Annotated in this window: 12 protein-coding genes; 10 read left to right on the top strand and 2 right to left on the bottom strand. The window is 60.6% G+C overall.

What is annotated here, in order from left to right; genetic code table 11:
* The first annotated feature begins 311 nt into the window (after nucleotides 1-311).
* The 10 genes from AB5K84_RS14045 to AB5K84_RS14000 all read left to right on the top strand — a co-directional run bounded on the left by AB5K84_RS14045 (nucleotide 312) and on the right by AB5K84_RS14000 (nucleotide 14447).
* Nucleotides 312-1430, top strand: a complete 1119-nt coding sequence (locus tag AB5K84_RS14045; protein ID WP_110116898.1) for a Gfo/Idh/MocA family protein — start codon at nucleotides 312-314, stop codon at nucleotides 1428-1430.
* Entirely contained in the window at nucleotides 1417-2076 is a 660-nt protein-coding gene (locus AB5K84_RS14040; protein WP_110116899.1) for a sugar transferase, read from the top strand. The genes AB5K84_RS14045 and AB5K84_RS14040 overlap by 14 nt, the downstream gene beginning before the upstream one ends.
* Nucleotides 2077-2117: 41 nt before the next feature.
* A complete protein-coding gene (locus AB5K84_RS14035; RefSeq protein WP_110116900.1) occupies nucleotides 2118-3296 on the top strand; it encodes a DegT/DnrJ/EryC1/StrS family aminotransferase in 1179 nt (392 codons plus the stop codon).
* Between the two features lie 23 nt (nucleotides 3297-3319).
* Nucleotides 3320-4045 (top strand): hypothetical protein, encoded by a 726-nt coding sequence (locus AB5K84_RS14030; protein ID WP_441232528.1) that lies wholly within the window; start codon nucleotides 3320-3322, stop codon nucleotides 4043-4045.
* A 105-nt stretch (nucleotides 4046-4150) separates the two neighbouring features.
* Entirely contained in the window at nucleotides 4151-5068 is a 918-nt protein-coding gene (locus tag AB5K84_RS14025) for a glycosyltransferase (RefSeq protein WP_162603718.1), read from the top strand.
* Nucleotides 5069-5385: 317 nt separating this feature from the next.
* Nucleotides 5386-5649 (top strand): DUF968 domain-containing protein, encoded by a 264-nt coding sequence (locus AB5K84_RS14020; protein WP_439711371.1) that lies wholly within the window; start codon nucleotides 5386-5388, stop codon nucleotides 5647-5649.
* Between the two features lie 887 nt (nucleotides 5650-6536).
* On the top strand, nucleotides 6537-7565 hold the full coding sequence (locus AB5K84_RS14015) for a polysaccharide deacetylase family protein (RefSeq protein WP_110116905.1): 1029 nt from the start codon (nucleotides 6537-6539) through the stop codon (nucleotides 7563-7565).
* Nucleotides 7566-7992: 427 nt separating this feature from the next.
* Nucleotides 7993-10278 carry a heparin lyase I family protein gene (locus AB5K84_RS14010; protein WP_162603719.1) on the top strand — a complete coding sequence of 762 codons (2286 nt, stop codon included), beginning with the start codon at nucleotides 7993-7995 and terminating at the stop codon, nucleotides 10276-10278.
* A 109-nt stretch (nucleotides 10279-10387) separates the two neighbouring features.
* The gene (locus AB5K84_RS14005) at nucleotides 10388-13036 is read left to right on the top strand and encodes a type I secretion system permease/ATPase (RefSeq protein ID WP_110116906.1); all 2649 of its coding nucleotides are present in this window, start codon (nucleotides 10388-10390) and stop codon (nucleotides 13034-13036) included.
* Nucleotides 13023-14447, top strand: a complete 1425-nt coding sequence (locus AB5K84_RS14000; RefSeq protein ID WP_162603720.1) for an HlyD family type I secretion periplasmic adaptor subunit — start codon at nucleotides 13023-13025, stop codon at nucleotides 14445-14447. Before AB5K84_RS14005 ends, AB5K84_RS14000 begins: the two co-directional genes overlap by 14 nt.
* A gap of 78 nt (nucleotides 14448-14525) precedes the next feature.
* On the opposite strand, the gene AB5K84_RS13995 is transcribed toward AB5K84_RS14000, so the two are convergent.
* On the bottom strand, nucleotides 14526-15866 hold the full coding sequence (locus AB5K84_RS13995) for a carboxylate--amine ligase (protein ID WP_110116907.1): 1341 nt from the start codon (nucleotides 15864-15866) through the stop codon (nucleotides 14526-14528).
* 10 nt (nucleotides 15867-15876) lie between these two features.
* The gene (locus AB5K84_RS13990) at nucleotides 15877-17154 is read right to left on the bottom strand and encodes an NAD(P)-binding domain-containing protein (RefSeq protein ID WP_162603721.1); all 1278 of its coding nucleotides are present in this window, start codon (nucleotides 17152-17154) and stop codon (nucleotides 15877-15879) included.
* Nucleotides 17155-17768: the final 614 nt, after the last annotated feature.

Below are 17768 nucleotides of genomic sequence, written 5' to 3'. Positions count from 1 at the left end.
TGCCGCAGAATAGGGTTCAGCTTGAACGGAATCTGCAGTGAGGAGAGATCCCCCCACGCACCTCGTGGAGCGCCAAAACTCCCGGCGCCTCTTTCCAGATTTGTCAAAGTAACACTCTCCTTTTGGATTTCGAATTTCAGAATTGGCCAGTCCGCCAGATTCTTCAGCCCTTCCCGCCCCCGGCGCTGAGCTTGGTCGGGGGGTAGTACCCCAAAAGAGCACCGATCATAATCCGTGTTCTTCAGCAGCGCGCACGCCCCGTCGGCTATCTTGAATGAACGCACAATTAGGTCTTCAACCAAGGAGCCAACATGGCGAATTCTGAGGGGGACGCGCGACTTCAGACCACGAAAGATGGTCCGTCGCTCGCCGTCATCGGTTGCGGCTACTGGGGTTCGAAGCACATCCGTGTCAGCTGCGATATACGCGACGCACGGATGTCGATGGCCGTCGATCCACGCCCTGACAGATTGGAATATATCCGTTCGCAGTATCCTTCTGTCGCCGTTTCGCGTGATATCGGCGCAGTGCTGAACAACCCTTCTATAGACGGTGTCATTGTCGCCACTCCTGTGGAAACGCACTTTGAATTGGCGCGAGCGGTGCTCCAGGCCGGAAAGCACGCGCTCGTCGAAAAGCCGTTGGCCATGACGAGCGCGCAATGCCGCGAATTGAATGCGATTGCCGAACAGAGCAAGCGCGTGCTGATGGTCGGGCACACGTTCGAGTATCACCCGGCGGTCGGCGTCATGCGCCAGATGATCCAGAGCGGCTCTCTGGGCGAGCTCTACTACATTGACTCGCGGCGCCTAAATCTCGGTCTCTACCGGCAGGACGCCAATGTCCTTTGGGATTTGGCCCCACACGACCTCTCGATCATCTTCTGCTTGCTGGAGGAGGTGCCGCAAACCATCGGCGCCTGGGGTTGCGCGCACGTTCTGCCCAACGTTGAGGATGTTGTTTACGCCAAGATGGGCTTCAAGAGCGGACCGACGGCCCATGTGCACGTTTCCTGGTTGGACCCGGTCAAGGTGCGCCAGATCACGATCGTCGGAAGCGATGCGATGCTGGTGTTCGACGACGTGCAGCCGTCCGAGAAAGTGCGCGTATACCAGAAGCGATTCAGGCCGCGGATTGACGGCGACTCCTACGCCGACTTCCAGTCGGCCTATCATCATGGCGACGTTCATATACCCGCGATATCCAGCAGCGAACCGCTGAAGCTCGAGGTACTCGACTTCGTCAATGCGATCATGACCGGGGAACGGCCGCGTGCGGACGCAATGCACGGGCTGCGCGTTGTCGAGGCGCTCGAGGAGGCATCGGTGTGTCTACGGCTCAAGCAAAAGCACCGCAGCAACGGTAAGGAGCAACGGATATTTCGGCGGCGGAACATGCCGGCGGGAGGTCCCGAAATTGCCGTCGCATGAAGCCACGCGACGGAAGGCGACCCCTCGGGAATTAGCCAAGCGGGCGCTCGACGTCGCGATCAGCGTTGTCGCGATTGTGCCGCTGGCTCTCGTCTTCGTCGTGGTGTGGATAGCAATCCATCTCGACAGTCCCGGGCCAGCGCTCTTTCGCCAACGTCGGATCGGACGCGACGAGAAGCCGTTCACCTGCTTCAAATTCCGGACGCTCCGCCACAACGCCGACGAAAACGTCCATCGCGAGGCGATCCGGCGGTTTTGGGCGAATGAACCCCTCTCGGACGACCCCGATGCCCCATACAAGCTGACAGACGATCCTCGCGTGACGCGCGTGGGACGGTGGCTGCGGAGAACCAGCCTCGACGAGCTGCCTCAACTCCTCAACGTATTGCGGGGCGAAATGAGCATTGTCGGTCCACGGCCGGCGATTCCTTATGAACTCGAACACTTCCGCGACTGGCACCATATACGTCACATTGTGAAGCCCGGAATAACCGGAATTTGCCAGGTACGCGCTCGGGGTCGTGTCAGCGCCGAGGTGATGCTCGAGATGGACGTCGACTATGCAATGAACTGGACCTTATGGACCGACCTGAAGTTGATTGCCCTGACGTTTCCCGCGGTGCTGCGGGGGCACGGTGCCCGCTGACGTTCTCAAGACACAAAGACGGATTCTCGTGAGGTTCGAAAATGCAAATTCCGTTTGTCGATCTTAGAGCGCAATATGAGACGATAAAGGACGAGGTGGCCGAAGCAATTCGGGGGGTTCTCAACTCCGCGCAGTTTATAGGCGGCGAGGCGCTTGCCTCGTTCGAAAGAGATTTCGCCGCGTATTGCCAGGTGCGCCATGCGCGCGGCGTGGCGAACGGCACGGACGCGATTCATCTGGCGCTACGGGCCTTGGGTATTGGTCGTGGCGACGAGGTGATTACAACCGCCCATACCTTCATCGCAACTGCGGCCGCCACCGCGGCGACGGGAGCGCGCCCCGTGTTTGTCGATATCGATCCGGAGACCTACACGATCGATCCCAAGATGATCGAGCGCGCCGTAACGGATCGTACAAAAGCGATTATCGCAGTCCACCTCTTCGGACAGCCGGCTGACATGGGTCCAATCAAGGACATCGCGCGGCGGCGCGGGCTCTATGTAGTGGAAGACGCGGCCCAGGCGCACGGGGCGGAATATCAGGGGGTCCGAACCGGGGCGCTCGGCGACGTCGCATGTTTCTCGTTCTATCCGGCGAAGAACCTCGGGGCCTATGGCGACGGGGGAGCGATCACCACCAACAGTGCCGCGATCGCCGAGCGGATAGAACGATTGCGTGACCACGGTCGAACCACCCACTACAGCCACGCCGAGATCGGGTTCAACAGCCGGCTCGACGCTCTGCAGGCGGCAATCCTGCAGATCAAGCTCCGGCGTCTGGATGAATGGAACGCCAATCGGCGGCGCGCTGCGGAGTGGTACGCGGCGGAGTTGGCGCAATCGGGGATCAAGACGCCGTTCGTTCGAAAGGGGTCGACGCACGTCTACCATTTGTATGTGATCACCACGAACGAGCGGGACGCAATGCGGATCAAGCTCGACGAGGCCGGCGTGGCAACCGGGATCCACTATCCGTTGCCGCTCCACCTACAGCCTGCTCTCGCTCATCTCGGCTACAGGCAGGGCGACTTGCCGTGCTGCGAAGCGATGGCCGCTCGATCATTGTCCCTGCCCATGTTTCCCGAGCTCACACGCGACGCGGTGCGCCATGTCGCCGCGATTGCGTGCACTGCGGCCGAGCGCGACGGTCACAAGAACTTGCAGCGGAAGTCGACGTATTCGTTCGCCGCGCTACAGGCCGATGTCGGGAAGGAGTGGTGATGAATCGAATCAGCGCATGGGCGGTGGTCGAGACCGAGGCCATCGGTGCGGCCGTGACGATCGCCGAGTTCGCCGTGCTGCGGCCTGGTGTTGCGATTGGCAACGGGGTGGTCATTCACCCGCATGTCGTGATTGAGAGCGGCGCCAGAATCGGCGACAATGTCGAGATCTTTCCGGGAGCCTATATCGGCAAGGCGCCCAAAGGTGCCGGCGCGTTGTCGCGCCCGCCGCATTTCGAGGCGTGGGTCGATATCGGCGCCGATTGTTCTATCGGACCGCACGCGGTGATTTTCTACGACGTCTCGCTCGGCGCGGGGACCCTGGTCGGGGATGGCGCCTCGATCCGTGAACAATCGCGGATCGGCTCGAAGACCGTCATCGGACGTTACGTCACGGTCAACTACAATACGCGAATTGGCGATCGAGTCCGGGTGCAGGATCATACCTGGCTGGCGGGCAATATGACGATCGAAGACGACGTGTTCATTTCGGGCTGCGTCGGCACTTCGAACGACAATGCGATCGGCCGCAACGGCTACGACGGTTCGCCCATGCTCGGGCCCCATATCGCACGCGGCGCGGCAATCGGCCTGGGAGCCAACCTGCTGCCAGGCGTCAGAATCGGCGCTGGCGCCGTCGTCGGCGCCGGCGCCGTGGTGACGAAGGACGTGCCCGACGGTGCGCTCGTGATGGGCGTTCCGGCGGGGATCCGACGACGGCTCAGCGGAGTTAGCGACGCAGACCGGTGACTCGATGGCAGTTCGTGCCAAGCGTCGAGGGAAACACCAATCGTGAGAATCCTCTGTGTCACCAACATGTATCCGAGTCCGCAGAGGCCGGGCTCCGGAGCCTTCGTGTGCCAGCAGGTGGAGCAGCTGCGCCGGTTTGGCCACACGGTCGACGTCATCGATATTCTCGGATCCCAGTCCAAGATGAATTACCTGAGGTGCACTCTTGATGTCGTGCGAATGACGAGCGCGGTGGCATACGACATCGTCCATGCGCATTACGGTTATTCGGCATATCCTGCAATGTTTCGATTGCGGGCGCCGCTCGTCATTACGCTGCACGGGACCGACGTAATTGGACAGAGCATCTTTGAAAGGCTGAGCACGCGGGCTGTGTCGCGTTTCGCCGATGCCGTCATAGTCGTTTCGGAGGAGCTGCGGAGACGGATTCCGGGAATCGTGATTCCCTGCGGGGTCGACCTCGGCGTATTCAAGCCGTACGATCGCGATAAAGCACGAGCACGGCTGGGATGGCCGAAAGACAAGCATATCGTTCTGTTTCCATTTGATCCGGCGCGCCCTGAGAAGAGATATGATCTGGCAAGAGCGTCAGTCGAGCGACTTGTGCAGGAAGGCGTCGACGCGGAGTTGACGACGGTTGTCAATGTGCCGAACGGCGAAATGCCGTGGTGCTACAGCGCGGCCGACGCCCTGCTTCTCTGCTCGGATTATGAGGGGTCGCCGACCTCTATCAAGGAAGCTCTCGCGTGCAATCGTCCGGTGGTGGCGACGGACGTCGGCGACGTTGGCGAGCTGTTAAACGGCATCGCCGGAACGCGGATCTGTCCGCAGGAGGCCGGGACGATTGCCCGCAACCTTCGAGAGGTTTTTGACTGGTCGCGGAGCAGCGAGTTCCGGGGGCGGGCGGCAATGGCGAGGTACGACCAGGCGCTCACCGTGGAAAAGATCGTCGGGGTCTATGACGACGTTCTCTCCAACTTCAAGGCAAGGACGGTGGACAGACGTTTGCTGCGGAGCGGATGACGACAATGCGACGGCTGGACCTTCACCGACCAGCGGAGCGAGTGGCATTGCTGCGCAGACTAACGCCATGCTCGTGGGAGGCACCCTGGGCGTAATTCTGAGCCTGGTCCACAAGGCGCACGGCTTCGTTCGAGCAGGTAACAGGTAAATGGGCTTCGGTTCGCAAAGGAACGCCGCCGCCAGCCTCACTTTCGAGGGCGCACACTTGGTCCGCCATTGTTCTCCTCGATGAACTGAATACCTCCTTTTCGAGGGCGGCGCGTATCTTTTGCGCGGTTGCCTCTCAGTTCGCGATCGACCGACTCCAGCGAGCGATCGTGGGCGGAACGGAAATTCTGGCGCTGCGTCCAAGTGGCAAGCCCCCTCGCCTCTTCGGCATTGAGCCGTCATCCGCAAGCAGGTCGGTGAGCGCGATCGCAGACCATCTGAGGTTTGTGACCGCTCAGCTCTGCCTCGTCTGCGGCCGAACCACTTCTGATTCCCACCTCAAGTTTGCGGAGCAGCGGGCGATGGGCCGCAAGGTGAGCGAGCTCTTCACCGTACCCATCTCGGTTGCGTGTTGTGGCCCAACTGCAAAATGACGAAACGGACTCAATTCCTCGGCCAGAGGCACGATGACCTCCTTTCGGCAAATCGAGGCCGATCGGCGCTGGGCTGATCGCAGAGACTGTGATCGATGGGCTTGAGGAAGCCGAAGACTACGCGGCGCTCGAAGGGGCCATAACAGCCGACTACGACACGCAATCCGCTGTTGAACGAGAACTCGTGCTCCGACTGGCAAGCCTGTTGTGGAGGCTCCGCCGTGCCGCCGCGATCGAGAGTGGCCTGTTCAAGATTCAGCTTCGAAAGCGGCAACAGGCCCAAGGACCGCCAAAAGATCTTCGAGGGTAATGTACCTATCGAACACGGGATACAGCAGCACCAGGATGAGCTCGCGACCGGGGTAGAGGCCGAGTTAGTTCCGAAAGAAGCGCGCAAGCGATTCCGAGCAGTTGGATGCCCGCAAATCGCTTCCAACGGTCGTGCGCGAACGGCCTTTGACTCCGAGTTCGCGTGCGTAGCGAAGCATCGCGCAGACAGCGACCCTTGTTGCTCCAGCAGCGATAGCAAAGCTGGTCGAGCTCAGCGTTCACGCCATGAAGGCGAAGGAACAGAGCCAAGGCTCGAACGGCGATTGGCCCGCGGCAGTGCGAGATCGAGAAACCCTATTGGAAAGCTGTTCGATGGAGGCTCGAATTCGGAGGTACCTATAAGTGGGTAAATGATCAGCAGTTGCTTGTGTGAATCTCGTCGACTAAACAAAATTGCTCAATCGTCTCATATTCTGCAAAGGCGCCGCTTTACCCTGAGTTTCTACTCACAACGATTCTGAAGATGAACATTGGCGACCGACCGCGTACGGAAAAGCCATCGGAAATGTGCGGTCAATTCTCCAGGGCGAGCAGTGTCTTTCTGATGGGGAGTTAGAATGAAGCAGGTTCTCAAGGACAGCGCGATCGAATTGGCTCGTTGGTCTGGGCTAATGCCGACCTTCCGCAGGATCTTTGCTGGTAGGGCAGCTATCCTAATGTTCCATGAGATCCAACAAGATTGTCGCTCGGAATTGATGACCGGGACTTCAGTCGCCCTTCTTGAATATTCCCTCAATTGGCTGCGGCAAGAAGGGTGGGAGATTGTCAGTTTCGAAACATGTCTTGAGCGATTGGCCACTGGTCCCGGACCGGGCCGCTATGCGGTGCTTACCTTCGACGATGGCTACCAAGACAATGTCGCGACCGCGCTTCCAATCCTCGAGCGACACAACGCCCCATTCATGGTGTACGTTCCCACTGGCGCCCTAACTCGAACGTTGCAATCGTGGTGGCTGGGTTTGCGCGAAATATTTCGCATTGGAGACACGGTTACGATCGATGCGATGGGCATGCGTTTTCACTGTCCCGAGTTTCGCGAAAAGATGTTGGGCTTATGCAAGGTAACCGAGTGGATTCACCAGGATTATAACCGGGTTGCAATGCTCGCCCCAACGTTGAACAGGGCGGGAATATCGCTATCGGCTTTGAATGATGCATATTTCCTGAATGAACGCGAGCTTCAAATTCTGGCGCGGCATCCTCTCGTGTCAATTGGCGGGCACACCGCTTCGCATGCGGCACTGTCGTCTCTGGATGTTCTTTCAGCGCGAGCCGAAATGGCGGATAACCGCTACTATCTGGAGCAATTGCTGCAGCTTCCGGTTCGGCACTTCGCTTTTCCTTACGGCAACTCTAGAGCATGTGGCCCTCGGGAAGCACATCTCGCGAAGGAAGTAGGCTTTTCGACCGCAGTAACAACGCGGCATGGGCAAGTATCCGATCGCAAATCAGATCATTTTGCACTTCCTCGCGTCGGCGTTGGGGGGCAATTCGATACGAGAGCTAGGTTCGAGGCTCGCATGAGCGGCATTCAATCGACGGCTCACATGCTGCGTTCATTATGGATGGACCAGCCAACTTTTTAGGGCGGCACGGGCCCCGAAAAAGTGCACACACGCCGATCACGCGCTCGTCGTCGCTCGCGACCTCTCCACGACAACGAGCCATTCAGTCTTGTCCGATTGGTAGGCAAATAGTGCATCATTTCAGCGCCATACGTCGGGCAGTGGTCCCGTATACGTATGTATATCGTCACACTTTGAAATTTTTTTCGCCACACTTCCTAATTAACCATCCGGCCCAGCAGTAGGGGGGCCAGGTTCCAAATTTCCCGCTGCTTTGAAATAGGTCTGCCGTGCTTTGCGCTGCGGGCGTGCGCTGTGTCTCGCGCCTTCGCGAGGCGCGGCACAAATGTGTTCGCTTGCTGCGAGCATGCAATAGGTCGCGCGCCTTCACGATGCGCGGCAGCGGAATTCTCTTGTCAACGTCAAAGACAAACAACTCTGTAACTCGATGGAGATCCTGCAATTGGATACGACCGGCACAATCACCAATTTTTCGACGACGCCGCAATCGCACTTTCAGATCGGTGGCGACGGGTATGAAGTTCAGGGTGCGGGCCAGAGCTGGAGCCTGGCCAATCCTGATCCACAAACTCTGCGCTTACAAGTCCGACCGGGTGATCAAGCCTGGTACGATGCTGGACACCCTGTTGATCGCGACGACGTTGCACTAGATCCGACTATTCCGGTCGGTACGCCTATCAGCATAGATTATCAGTTCATGGTGGAGCCAAATGGGCCCAATGGGACATTTGTAAACACCGCATCATGGTTCACCACCGCAGAAATGAACGGCTACCCGGCCGTTTCCTCGCCTCCATTCGAGATCGGTCTCGTCGGCAATCAACTGCATGTAATGGCTAGATACTGCCCCGCGGGTCAGACCCCCACTAGCAGCAATATGACGCAGATGACGCTCTGGACCGACCCCAATCCAATACAACCTGGCCAGTATAACGATATCAGAATATCGGCCAATGTATCGGATAACAGTAGCGGGTATTTGCAAGTCTGGGTGAATGGCACTCAGGTTGTAGACTATCATGGCGCCTTGGGCTATGGGACCCCCACCTATTGGGAGTACGGACTCTATCGAAACGCGGGCCCATCCGAGACCGTTACGGCCGATTTTCGAAATATGACGCTGGTCACCGGATCGCAGGCGGTCGGCTGGACGGGTGTGGGCGGCACCTCCTCGCCCACCACCCCAACGGTGACACCGGCGGTGACTCAGGCCACGGCCTCTCCGGGAACGGGCATCGAGCATGCCGGAGATATCATCACCCTGTCGCTTGTCTTCAACGAGGCCGTGACGGTGACGGGCACGCCGACGCTGTCGCTCAACGACGGCAATATCGCCACCTATGCAGGTGGCTCGGGCACCAGCACGCTCACCTTCAAAACGACAGTTGCGTCGACCGACACGAACACCTCGGCGCTCGCCATCACCGGCGTCAATCTTCCGAGCGGTGCGGGCATCAAGGACGCGAGCGGTGTCGCTGCCAATCTTGCTGGCGCGGTGAAGACATTCACCGGCCTCCAGATCGATCCGGTCTTGCCGGCGGTGACGCAGGCCACGGCCTCGCCTGGAACAGGCACTGAGCACGTGGGAGACACGATCACGTTGGCGCTCGGCTTCAACGAGGCCGTGACGGTGACGGGTACACCCACGGTGTCGCTCAATGACGGCGGCACGGCCACCTATGTCGGTGGTTCGGGCACGGGTACGCTCACCTTCAAGACAACCGTCGCATCGACCAACACCGGCACCTCGGCGCTCGCCATCACCGGCGTGAACCTGCCGAGCGGTGCGGCCATCAAGGACGCGAGCGGTGTCGCTGCCAATCTTGCTGGCGCCGTGAAGACGTTCTCCGGTCTGCAGATCGACCCGACGTCATCGACACCGACGTCGCCAACGTCGCCAACGACGCCGACGTCACCGCCGACCCCAGCCGCGGCCACGCCTGTCCTCACGATCGCGGACGACTCGCTCTGGGTGGCCGGGAGAGGTGGTACCGTCGATCTCGGGACGAAGGTGACAACGACCGATTCCAACGACCTCGTGACCGTGAACATCACGGGGCTGCCGAAATATGAATCGATCACCGATAAGCTCGACGGCCGGACGTTCCAGGGAAAGGACATCACGTTGACGGCCGCGCAGGTCGACAGCGGTCTGACGCTGACCTCGACCTACAGGGGCGGGGGTCATCCGGTTGCGACACTTACGCTGACGGCAAGTGCGAAGGATCCGTCAACCGGTGCGGTTGCGACGGCTTCGCCGCAGACCATCACCGTAACGGATCCTCGACCTGCGACGGTCACGACCACGACAACGTCGTCGCACGACCACCACACCGCGATGGATCATCAGCCTGTTGCCACCACGACGGCCGCGACCCCGACGATCTCGCAGACGCTCGAGTCTACGGATCATCAGCAGACGGCCGCTGCAAACACGGGGTTCTTGGCAAGCCGGGGCTTTGCGCTGCTCCAGCAGCATTTTGACCCGGCCGCCAGCACCCTGGCAACGACCGCTGCCCATCCGGCCAATCAGGCAGATCATCCGGTTGCGATCGGCACCGCGATGGCGTCGTTCGCAAGCCAGAGCTTTGCGCTGCTGAGCCAGTACCTGGCCGCTCACACCGGCCAGGTGGATCCCGGTCAGATCGTGGCGGCTGTGTCGCAGGCGACCGGTTGGGGGCACGATTCGTTGCTGGCCCGACCGCAACACTAAGGCCGAGCCGCACCCAGGCTCAGCGCCTGGGTGCGGCCCCGTCAATGTTTGGGAATGCATGAGAAGGAACATCGAACGCGGCCGGTAGCCGCGAAGGGTTGAGTATTAAATGGCGATCCAGAATGGAAATGCCCATGCCGCAGATCTCGGGCTTCGATCCCTGGCTCTGTTCCTGCGCCTTCATGGCGTGAACGCGGAGCCCGACCAGCTCCGCGACCATTGCGGGGAAAGCGCAATCGGCATCCGTGCGATGCTTCGCTGCGCCCGCGATTTCGGACTGAAGGTCGGTTCGCGCACGACACATTGGAAACAGCTCGCAGGCATCAGCCTTCCCGGAATCGCAGCGCTGCGTGATGGCGGATTTCTGCTGCTCGGGAAGGTCGAGGACGACGCCGCGCTCGTGCTGCATCCGACCTCGCCACATCCGAAGTTGATGCCGCGTGCGGAATTTGAAGAAATCTGGGACGGCCGCTTGCTCCTGGCCGGATCTCAAAGCCTCGCCGATCGGGCGCAGCATGCCTTTGCCGGTCTGATTGCGCGCGGGCGTGACCTGGTTGCGCTCGCCGGCGATGCTCTGGCGTCTGCACGCTCCGCCGAACGTAGCGATATGCCCGTCCAGGAGTCGAGTCCTGAACCTACGGATGGCGATGAGTCGGGGCTCATTGCGATGGCGATATTGCTGCGGTGCCATGGCATTGCGGCCGACCCGGAGCAAATACGCCATCGCATGGGCACCTCGCGGATCGGTGTGACCGAAATCCTACGCTGTAGCAGGGAATTCGGGCTCAAGGCCAGGGCACAGCGGTCGAGCTGGAATAGGCTTGCGGTCACGCCGTTGCCGGCAATAGCTGCGCTGCGCGATGGCAGCTTCCTGATCCTGGGCAAGGTCGTCGACGACCGGCTTCTCGTTCAGCGTCCATTGGCTTCCCGCCCCGAATCCATGACGCAGGCCGAACTCGAGGCCGTCTGGGACGGCGACATCATCCTGATGACCCGGCGTGCGGCCCTGACGGATCTCTCCAGGCGATTCGATATCGGCTGGTTTCTCGGTGCGGTCCACAAGTATCGCCGTCTTCTCGGCGAAGTGCTGATCGCGTCGTTTTTCCTTCAGGTCTTTGCCCTCGTCGCCCCGCTGTTCTTCCAGGTCGTCATCGACAAGGTACTCGTGCATCGAAGCATCAGCACGCTCGACGTCCTGGTCGCGGGTCTGGTCGCGTTGACGTTGTTCGAGACCGTTCTCGGCACGTTGCGCGTCCACCTGTTCGCGCACACGACGAACCGCATCGACGTCGAGCTCGGCGCCCGGCTGTTTCGTCACCTGTTGGCGTTGCCGATCGCATATTTCCAGACACGCCGCGTCGGCGATTCGGTCGCGCGCGTTCGCGAGCTTGAGAACATCCGCCAGTTCCTGACGAGCTCGGCGCTCACCCTTGTCGTCGATCTTTTGTTCACCGTCGTCTTCCTTGCGGTCATGTTCTACTACTCGACGGCGTTGACGTGGATCGTTCTGGCGTCGTTCCCATTCTACATCGGAATTTCCGCCGGCGCCGCGCCGCTGTTTCGCCGGCGACTCGATGAGAAGTTCAATCGCGGCTCGGAGAACCAGGCCTTCCTGGTCGAAAGCGTCACGGGCGTTGAGACGCTGAAGGCGATGGCAGTTGAGCCCCAGATGCAACGCCGCTGGGAGGAGCAGCTCGCCGGCTATGTGGGGGCGAGTTTCCGCGTACTCAGCCTGAACAATACGGCGAGCCAGGCGGTCCAGATGATCAACAAGCTGGTCACGGCCGCAACGCTCTACTTCGGCGCCAGGTTCGTGATCGGCGGCGACCTGACCGTCGGAGAGCTGGTGGCGTTCAACATGCTGGCGACGCGGGTAAGCATGCCGGTGCTTCGGCTCGCGCAGATATGGCAGGATTTCCATCAGGCCCGGCTGTCAGTCGATCGTCTCGGCGACATTCTCAACACCATTCCGGAGCCAAGCTTCAGCTCGGCCCGCGCCGCGCTGCCGCCGATCCGCGGCAAGGTCGTATTCGAGCACGCGACCTTCCGCTACCGCGTCGACGGCCCCGAGGTGCTGCACGATGTGTCCTTCGGCATCGAGCCCGGCCAGGTCATCGGTATCGTTGGTTCTTCGGGCTCGGGCAAGAGCACCATCGGCAAGCTGATCCAGCGTCTCTACGTGCCGGAGAGCGGACGCGTGCTGGTCGACGGCGTCGACCTCGCGACGGTCGACCTGACCTGGCTTCGGCGCCAGATCGGCGTGGTCTTGCAGGAGAACGTGCTCTTCAATCGCTCGATCCGCGAGAACATTGCACTCGCCGACCCGGCCATGCCCATGGAGCGCGTCATCGAGGCGGCATCACTCGCCGGCGCTCACGACTTCATCCTGGAGCTGCCCGAGGGCTACGACACCATCGTGGGCGAGCGCGGCAGCAGTCTGTCCGGCGGGCAGCGCCAGCGTGTCGCGATCGCTCGCGCGCTCATTACCAACCCCCGCATCCTTATCCTCGACGAGGCGACCAGTGCGCTCGACTACGAAAGCGAGCGCGCCATCCAGCAGAACATGAAAAGGATTTCCGCCGGCCGGACCGTCATCGTCATCGCTCATCGGCTCTCTACCGTGCGCAATGCGAACCGGATCATCACTCTCGAGCATGGCCGCATCGTCGAGGACGGCAGCCATGATGAACTCATTCGCTCGAACGGGCGCTACGCAAATCTCCACTATCTGCAGGCCGGTATCCATGACGTCCGCTAACCGGAATATCGTTCCGTTTCCGAGAGCCGAGGTTCGACGGCGCGAGCATGAAATTGCATTTCTGCCCGCGGCGCTCGAGATCACCGAATCGCCGCCGTCGCCGATCGGTCGCGCGATCGGGGCAAGCATTATCGCCGTCTTTTGCGTCGCGCTGTTGTGGGCATCATTGGGCAGCGTCGACATCGTCGCCACGGCGACGGGCAAGATCGTGCCTGGCGGACGCACCAAGCTGATCCAGCCGTTCGAGACCGGCGTTGTCCGCGCCATTCACGTGCGTGATGGACAGAGCGTCAAGGCCGGCGACGTTCTGATCGAACTCGACCCGACGATGACGGAAGCCGATCAGGAGCGCCAGAGAAGTGATCTCGTTGCGGCCGAACTCGACGTCGCGCGGCTGCGAGCAGCCCTCACCGGCGATCCGCTTGCCGCCTTCCGACCGCCGCAGGGCGCGAGTGCCGCGGAGATCGAGATGCATCGCCAGTTTCTGATCAGCCAGCGCGCCGAGCAGAGTGCCAAGCTCGCGGAGATCGAGCGCCAGCAAGGCCAGAAGGAAGCGGAGCGGGCGACCACATCGGCCAGCGTGGCGAAGCTCCAGGCGACGATACCGGTGCTGCAGGAGCGGGTCGACATTCGCAAGGGTCTCGTCGACAAGGCCCTGGCTTCGAAGGTGGTCTATCTCTCCGAATATCAGGAGCTGGTCGGCCTTCAGCAGGATCTGGTCCTCCAGCAGAGCCGGCTCGGCGAGGCCGACGCCGCCATCGCCTTGCTGAAGGAAACGAAAGAAAGGACTGCCGCGGAGTATCGGCGTGCCACCTATGACGCACTCGCCAAAGCCGAGCAGAAGGCGGCGAGCGCCGCGCAGGAGGTGGTCAAGGCGGAGCGGCGCACGAAGCTCCAGCATCTGACTGCGCCGGTCGACGGCGTCGTGCAGCAACTCGCCGTTCATACGGTGGGAGGCGTGGTGACGCCGGCACAGGCGCTGGCCATCGTGGTCCCAAGCGAGAGTCAGCTCGAGATCGAGGCCATGCTCTCCAACCGCGACATCGGCTTCGTCCATCCCGGACAGAAGGCGGAGATCAAGATCGATACGTTCAACTTCACGCGCTATGGGCTCCTGCATGGGGACGTGCTCAGCGTGTCGACCGACGCCATCACGCGGGACAGGCAGGGCGGACCGAACGACCGCGCGTCGGGCACGGCGCAGGGCAGCAGCGAGCCGAAAGGCCAGGAGCTGGAATATGCGGCGCGCATTTCGCTCGACCGCACGCACATGCAGGTGGAGGACAAACTCGTCAAGCTCGGTCCCGGCATGGCGGTGACGGTCGAGATCAAGACCGGCGCACGCAGGATCATCAGCTACCTTCTCTCGCCGCTGGCGAGATACAAGCAGGAGGCGCTGCGGGAGCGATAGACGAAGCGGAGCATCATCGATGAGCATGCAGGTAACTGGAAGGCGGCCATTGGGAGCGGAGCAAGTGCGCGGCATCCGTCAATCCGACCACGGCCGTGTCAGAGACTGCCATAGTGGACCCATGATCGACGTCAAGCGGGACCGCGCACCGTATCCCGTAATCGGCATCGCCTGATCCGGTTTGGACGCTTGACCCGCGCTAGTCGACTGACGAGCGGCGTTGGACTTGAACGGTCCAATCCGGAGTATTTTGCGGATGCCCTGGATCGCAATACGGGGCCACACCATCAGGAAAGGCAGAGGGTCATCCCAGCTGAACCAGGCGAACTCCTTGCGACCTTTGAATGATTGCAACCAGGCACGGGCCGACAGCTCGCTTCGCCTGGCATAGTTCACGCTCGCACGGAGATCCTCCGGTTCCAAGACGAAAACGCGTCCGTCGACCTGTTTCGAGCGTCGCACGGTCTGTCCGGTAAGGTCACGGTACAGTGCTCTCGCGACGTCCAGGCCATTGTCGTCCACGAACACGCGAAACTGGGCTCCGATGCGCGGATTGAAGTCCAGAAGCTTGTACTTTTGATCTCGCTCGTCGAAGCGAAAGTCCAAATCCATGATGCCCGCATAGGATATAGCCTTGAGCAAAGTCTGGGCGTGATGGAGCAGAATGTCATTGGTTATGGATCTGCCCAATGTAGTCATTCCGGCGTAGGGCGGATGGGATCGCAGTTTAATTCCCGTGAAGCCCGCCAAGCAATCCGACGCGCCATTGCAGTAGCCGTGGAAGAACCAGTCGGCTCCAGGAGGAATGTATTCTTGAAGCAGGAGGTTCGGATTCTGGGAGCTGCCCACCCGATGCCAGACATCGACAAGCTCCTGCTCTGAGTGGACAATTGACACCCTCAGCTTCGGATGGAGCCATCCCGCTACCGGTTTGACAACAATCGGGAATCTCGCGGATGCTGCAAATTCGTGCACATCTGAGATCGATGTGGGGCACTGCGTGTTCGGACAGGGCACGTTTATTTGACAGCAGAGCGCGTGCAGCATCTGCTTGTTCGCAAGTCTACGCGGCGTGCCGATCGATATATGGGGAAATACGAACCACTGCCGCAGCGTTGCCGACTCTTCGGCGACCAAGATGGCAGCCAGATCATCGGTGGGAATGAGAATGGTGGGCTTGTTGAGCTTTCTGCCAATGCTGACCAAAGCTTCAAGCAGCTGCGGTCTTGGTAAATTACCCGCATGCCAGACAAAACTGCCTGCCAAGTATCTTGAAAACCCCGCTGGGGTCAGGTGATCCTCTGCAACCGTGTATACGGGTATACCTAGCCTTCCCAGGCTCCGGATGATGCCAAGCTGCCCGTGGTGAATAGCATAGCTCCCGGTCTTCAGGATAAGCACGGGGGTGGGAGCGGTCATGGGCGATGTCTTATGAGCTGTTCGGGTTGTGCTCGGAAACCAGCGCCGCCAAAGTCGAACGGGATGGCGCTTGCCTTTCGCCAATACTGCGGCAGATGCGCTCGGCCGTGTACTGACATCCACACAGGAAGCGCATCACCGGCCCAAAGTTGTAGGCGCTCGCGATCCCGGTGAAATAGAGACCCGGGATTGAAGACTCGAAGCTGGTAGACAGTAGTGGGACCTGCTCGACGCAACGGAGATCGCGCAACAATGTTGCATCGATGAACGGCAGCGAATGGGCTACAAATCGGTAGCCGGTTGCAGCGATGACATGGTCGGCGGCAATATCGCGTGATCTTCCATCCTGTCCACTGACGTGGAGGACTGCCCTCCCGCCTCTCATCGTCGCGCCTAACACGGATTGGCCCAACAGGATCGGGATCGGGAAACGGCCGAGGACCCGCTCCCGAAGCCACCACGCGCCCGCGGGACCCAGCACCGCTTCGCGGCGCCTGCTGCCCCGTACCATGTCGAGACGCTCCCTTTGAGGTAGGTAGTAAAACAGGAACGGGGCATTTGCGCAGAACCACGTTCGAAGCCCGGCTCCCAGTGTCGAATCTGGCCGCCGCGTTCGTTGCCAGAGCGATCGCGGATCAGGCGAGGGAATCCCATTCCAGCTAATCGAGGGCGCGCGCACGAGCAGGATGACCTTTGCCTGGGACTCGTTCAACAGAGCTGCAGTCTCGAGAGCCGACTGTCCAGCGCCGATGATAATGACATCGCGACCTTTAAAGTGGCTCAGGTCGCGATGGACACTGCTGTGTGACCGCAACTCTCCGGGCAACTGCGCCAGCTCCTGCGGAATATACTCGGCGTGGGACAAGCCGGTCGCGATAACAACACTTTTCGCCCTGATTCTTTGCCCGTCCGCCAGCCTCAAGTCAAACCCGTCTGGTCTTCTGTCGAGCGCCGTCACCAATACGTCTTCCACCACGGGAACGAAACGCTGCTGAAATGACAATGCGTATCTGGTGAACGTGTCGAGCGGAATGGGAGCCGGCGCGTGGGACAATCCTTCCGCTGCGCAGAACTGCCGTAGAGTGTAGTGCCCGGACGGATCGGCAAGGCTCGAGGCGTGCTCTTCAGATTTCAGAAACATCCCAAGCGGCATTTGCTCTCGCCACCGACGCATCGGCGTACCGAAGATCCGAAACGGCACACCACAGGAGCGCAAATGCGCCGCGACGGAGAGGCCATAAGGCCCTGCCCCAACGATCGCTACCGGCAGGTCCGACGGACTAGCCATTGTCGCCCCCAATCGCAATCCCTGGCGCATAGGACAAACGCGCAGCGACCGCCCAAACCGTGTGCGGAAGCTACGATGCCATCGTCCCACACGCAGGCCCGTGTTCCATGGTAAAATTGGTCTGAGCTGCAGACCCTTACGGATTACCCCGTTGGCTCCCTGCTTCGCGCTCGCATCAGCCCGACGCCGCCGCGAGAGATCACTTTCTCCGGGCACGCCAATGCCCGGGCGATGCCCTGCGCAGTCAGAGTCTACTGCCATGAGATCGGCGACTGACAATTCAAGCGACACCATCTCGGCTCGACGGTCTGCCACCAGTATCAATAGAGCAGCCGATCTACCCCTTCCCACGGCTCATGCAATCGCCCCGCCGCCATCGACCGAATGTACCGGAAGCCTGGCAAACGTCGGAAAATTGGTGAAGGACGCACAACTCATAGCAGTCAGGCACCCGATCACTCGCCACTTGGCCTGAATCCGTACAATCCGGGTCACTGGAAGGAAATTGGCAATAACTGGATGGGAAGGGCAACAAGTGGGTAACTACGATGGTCGATTGAGCCGCTACGACGCGGGATTAGATTCGGGCAGCCATCGAAGCGCCCGACCCAATG

This window comes from Bradyrhizobium sp. 1200_D9_N1_1, assembly GCF_052075915.1.
GTDB lineage: Bacteria > Pseudomonadota > Alphaproteobacteria > Rhizobiales > Xanthobacteraceae > Bradyrhizobium > Bradyrhizobium diazoefficiens.
This window is presented reverse-complemented; position numbering and strand designations above follow the sequence as displayed.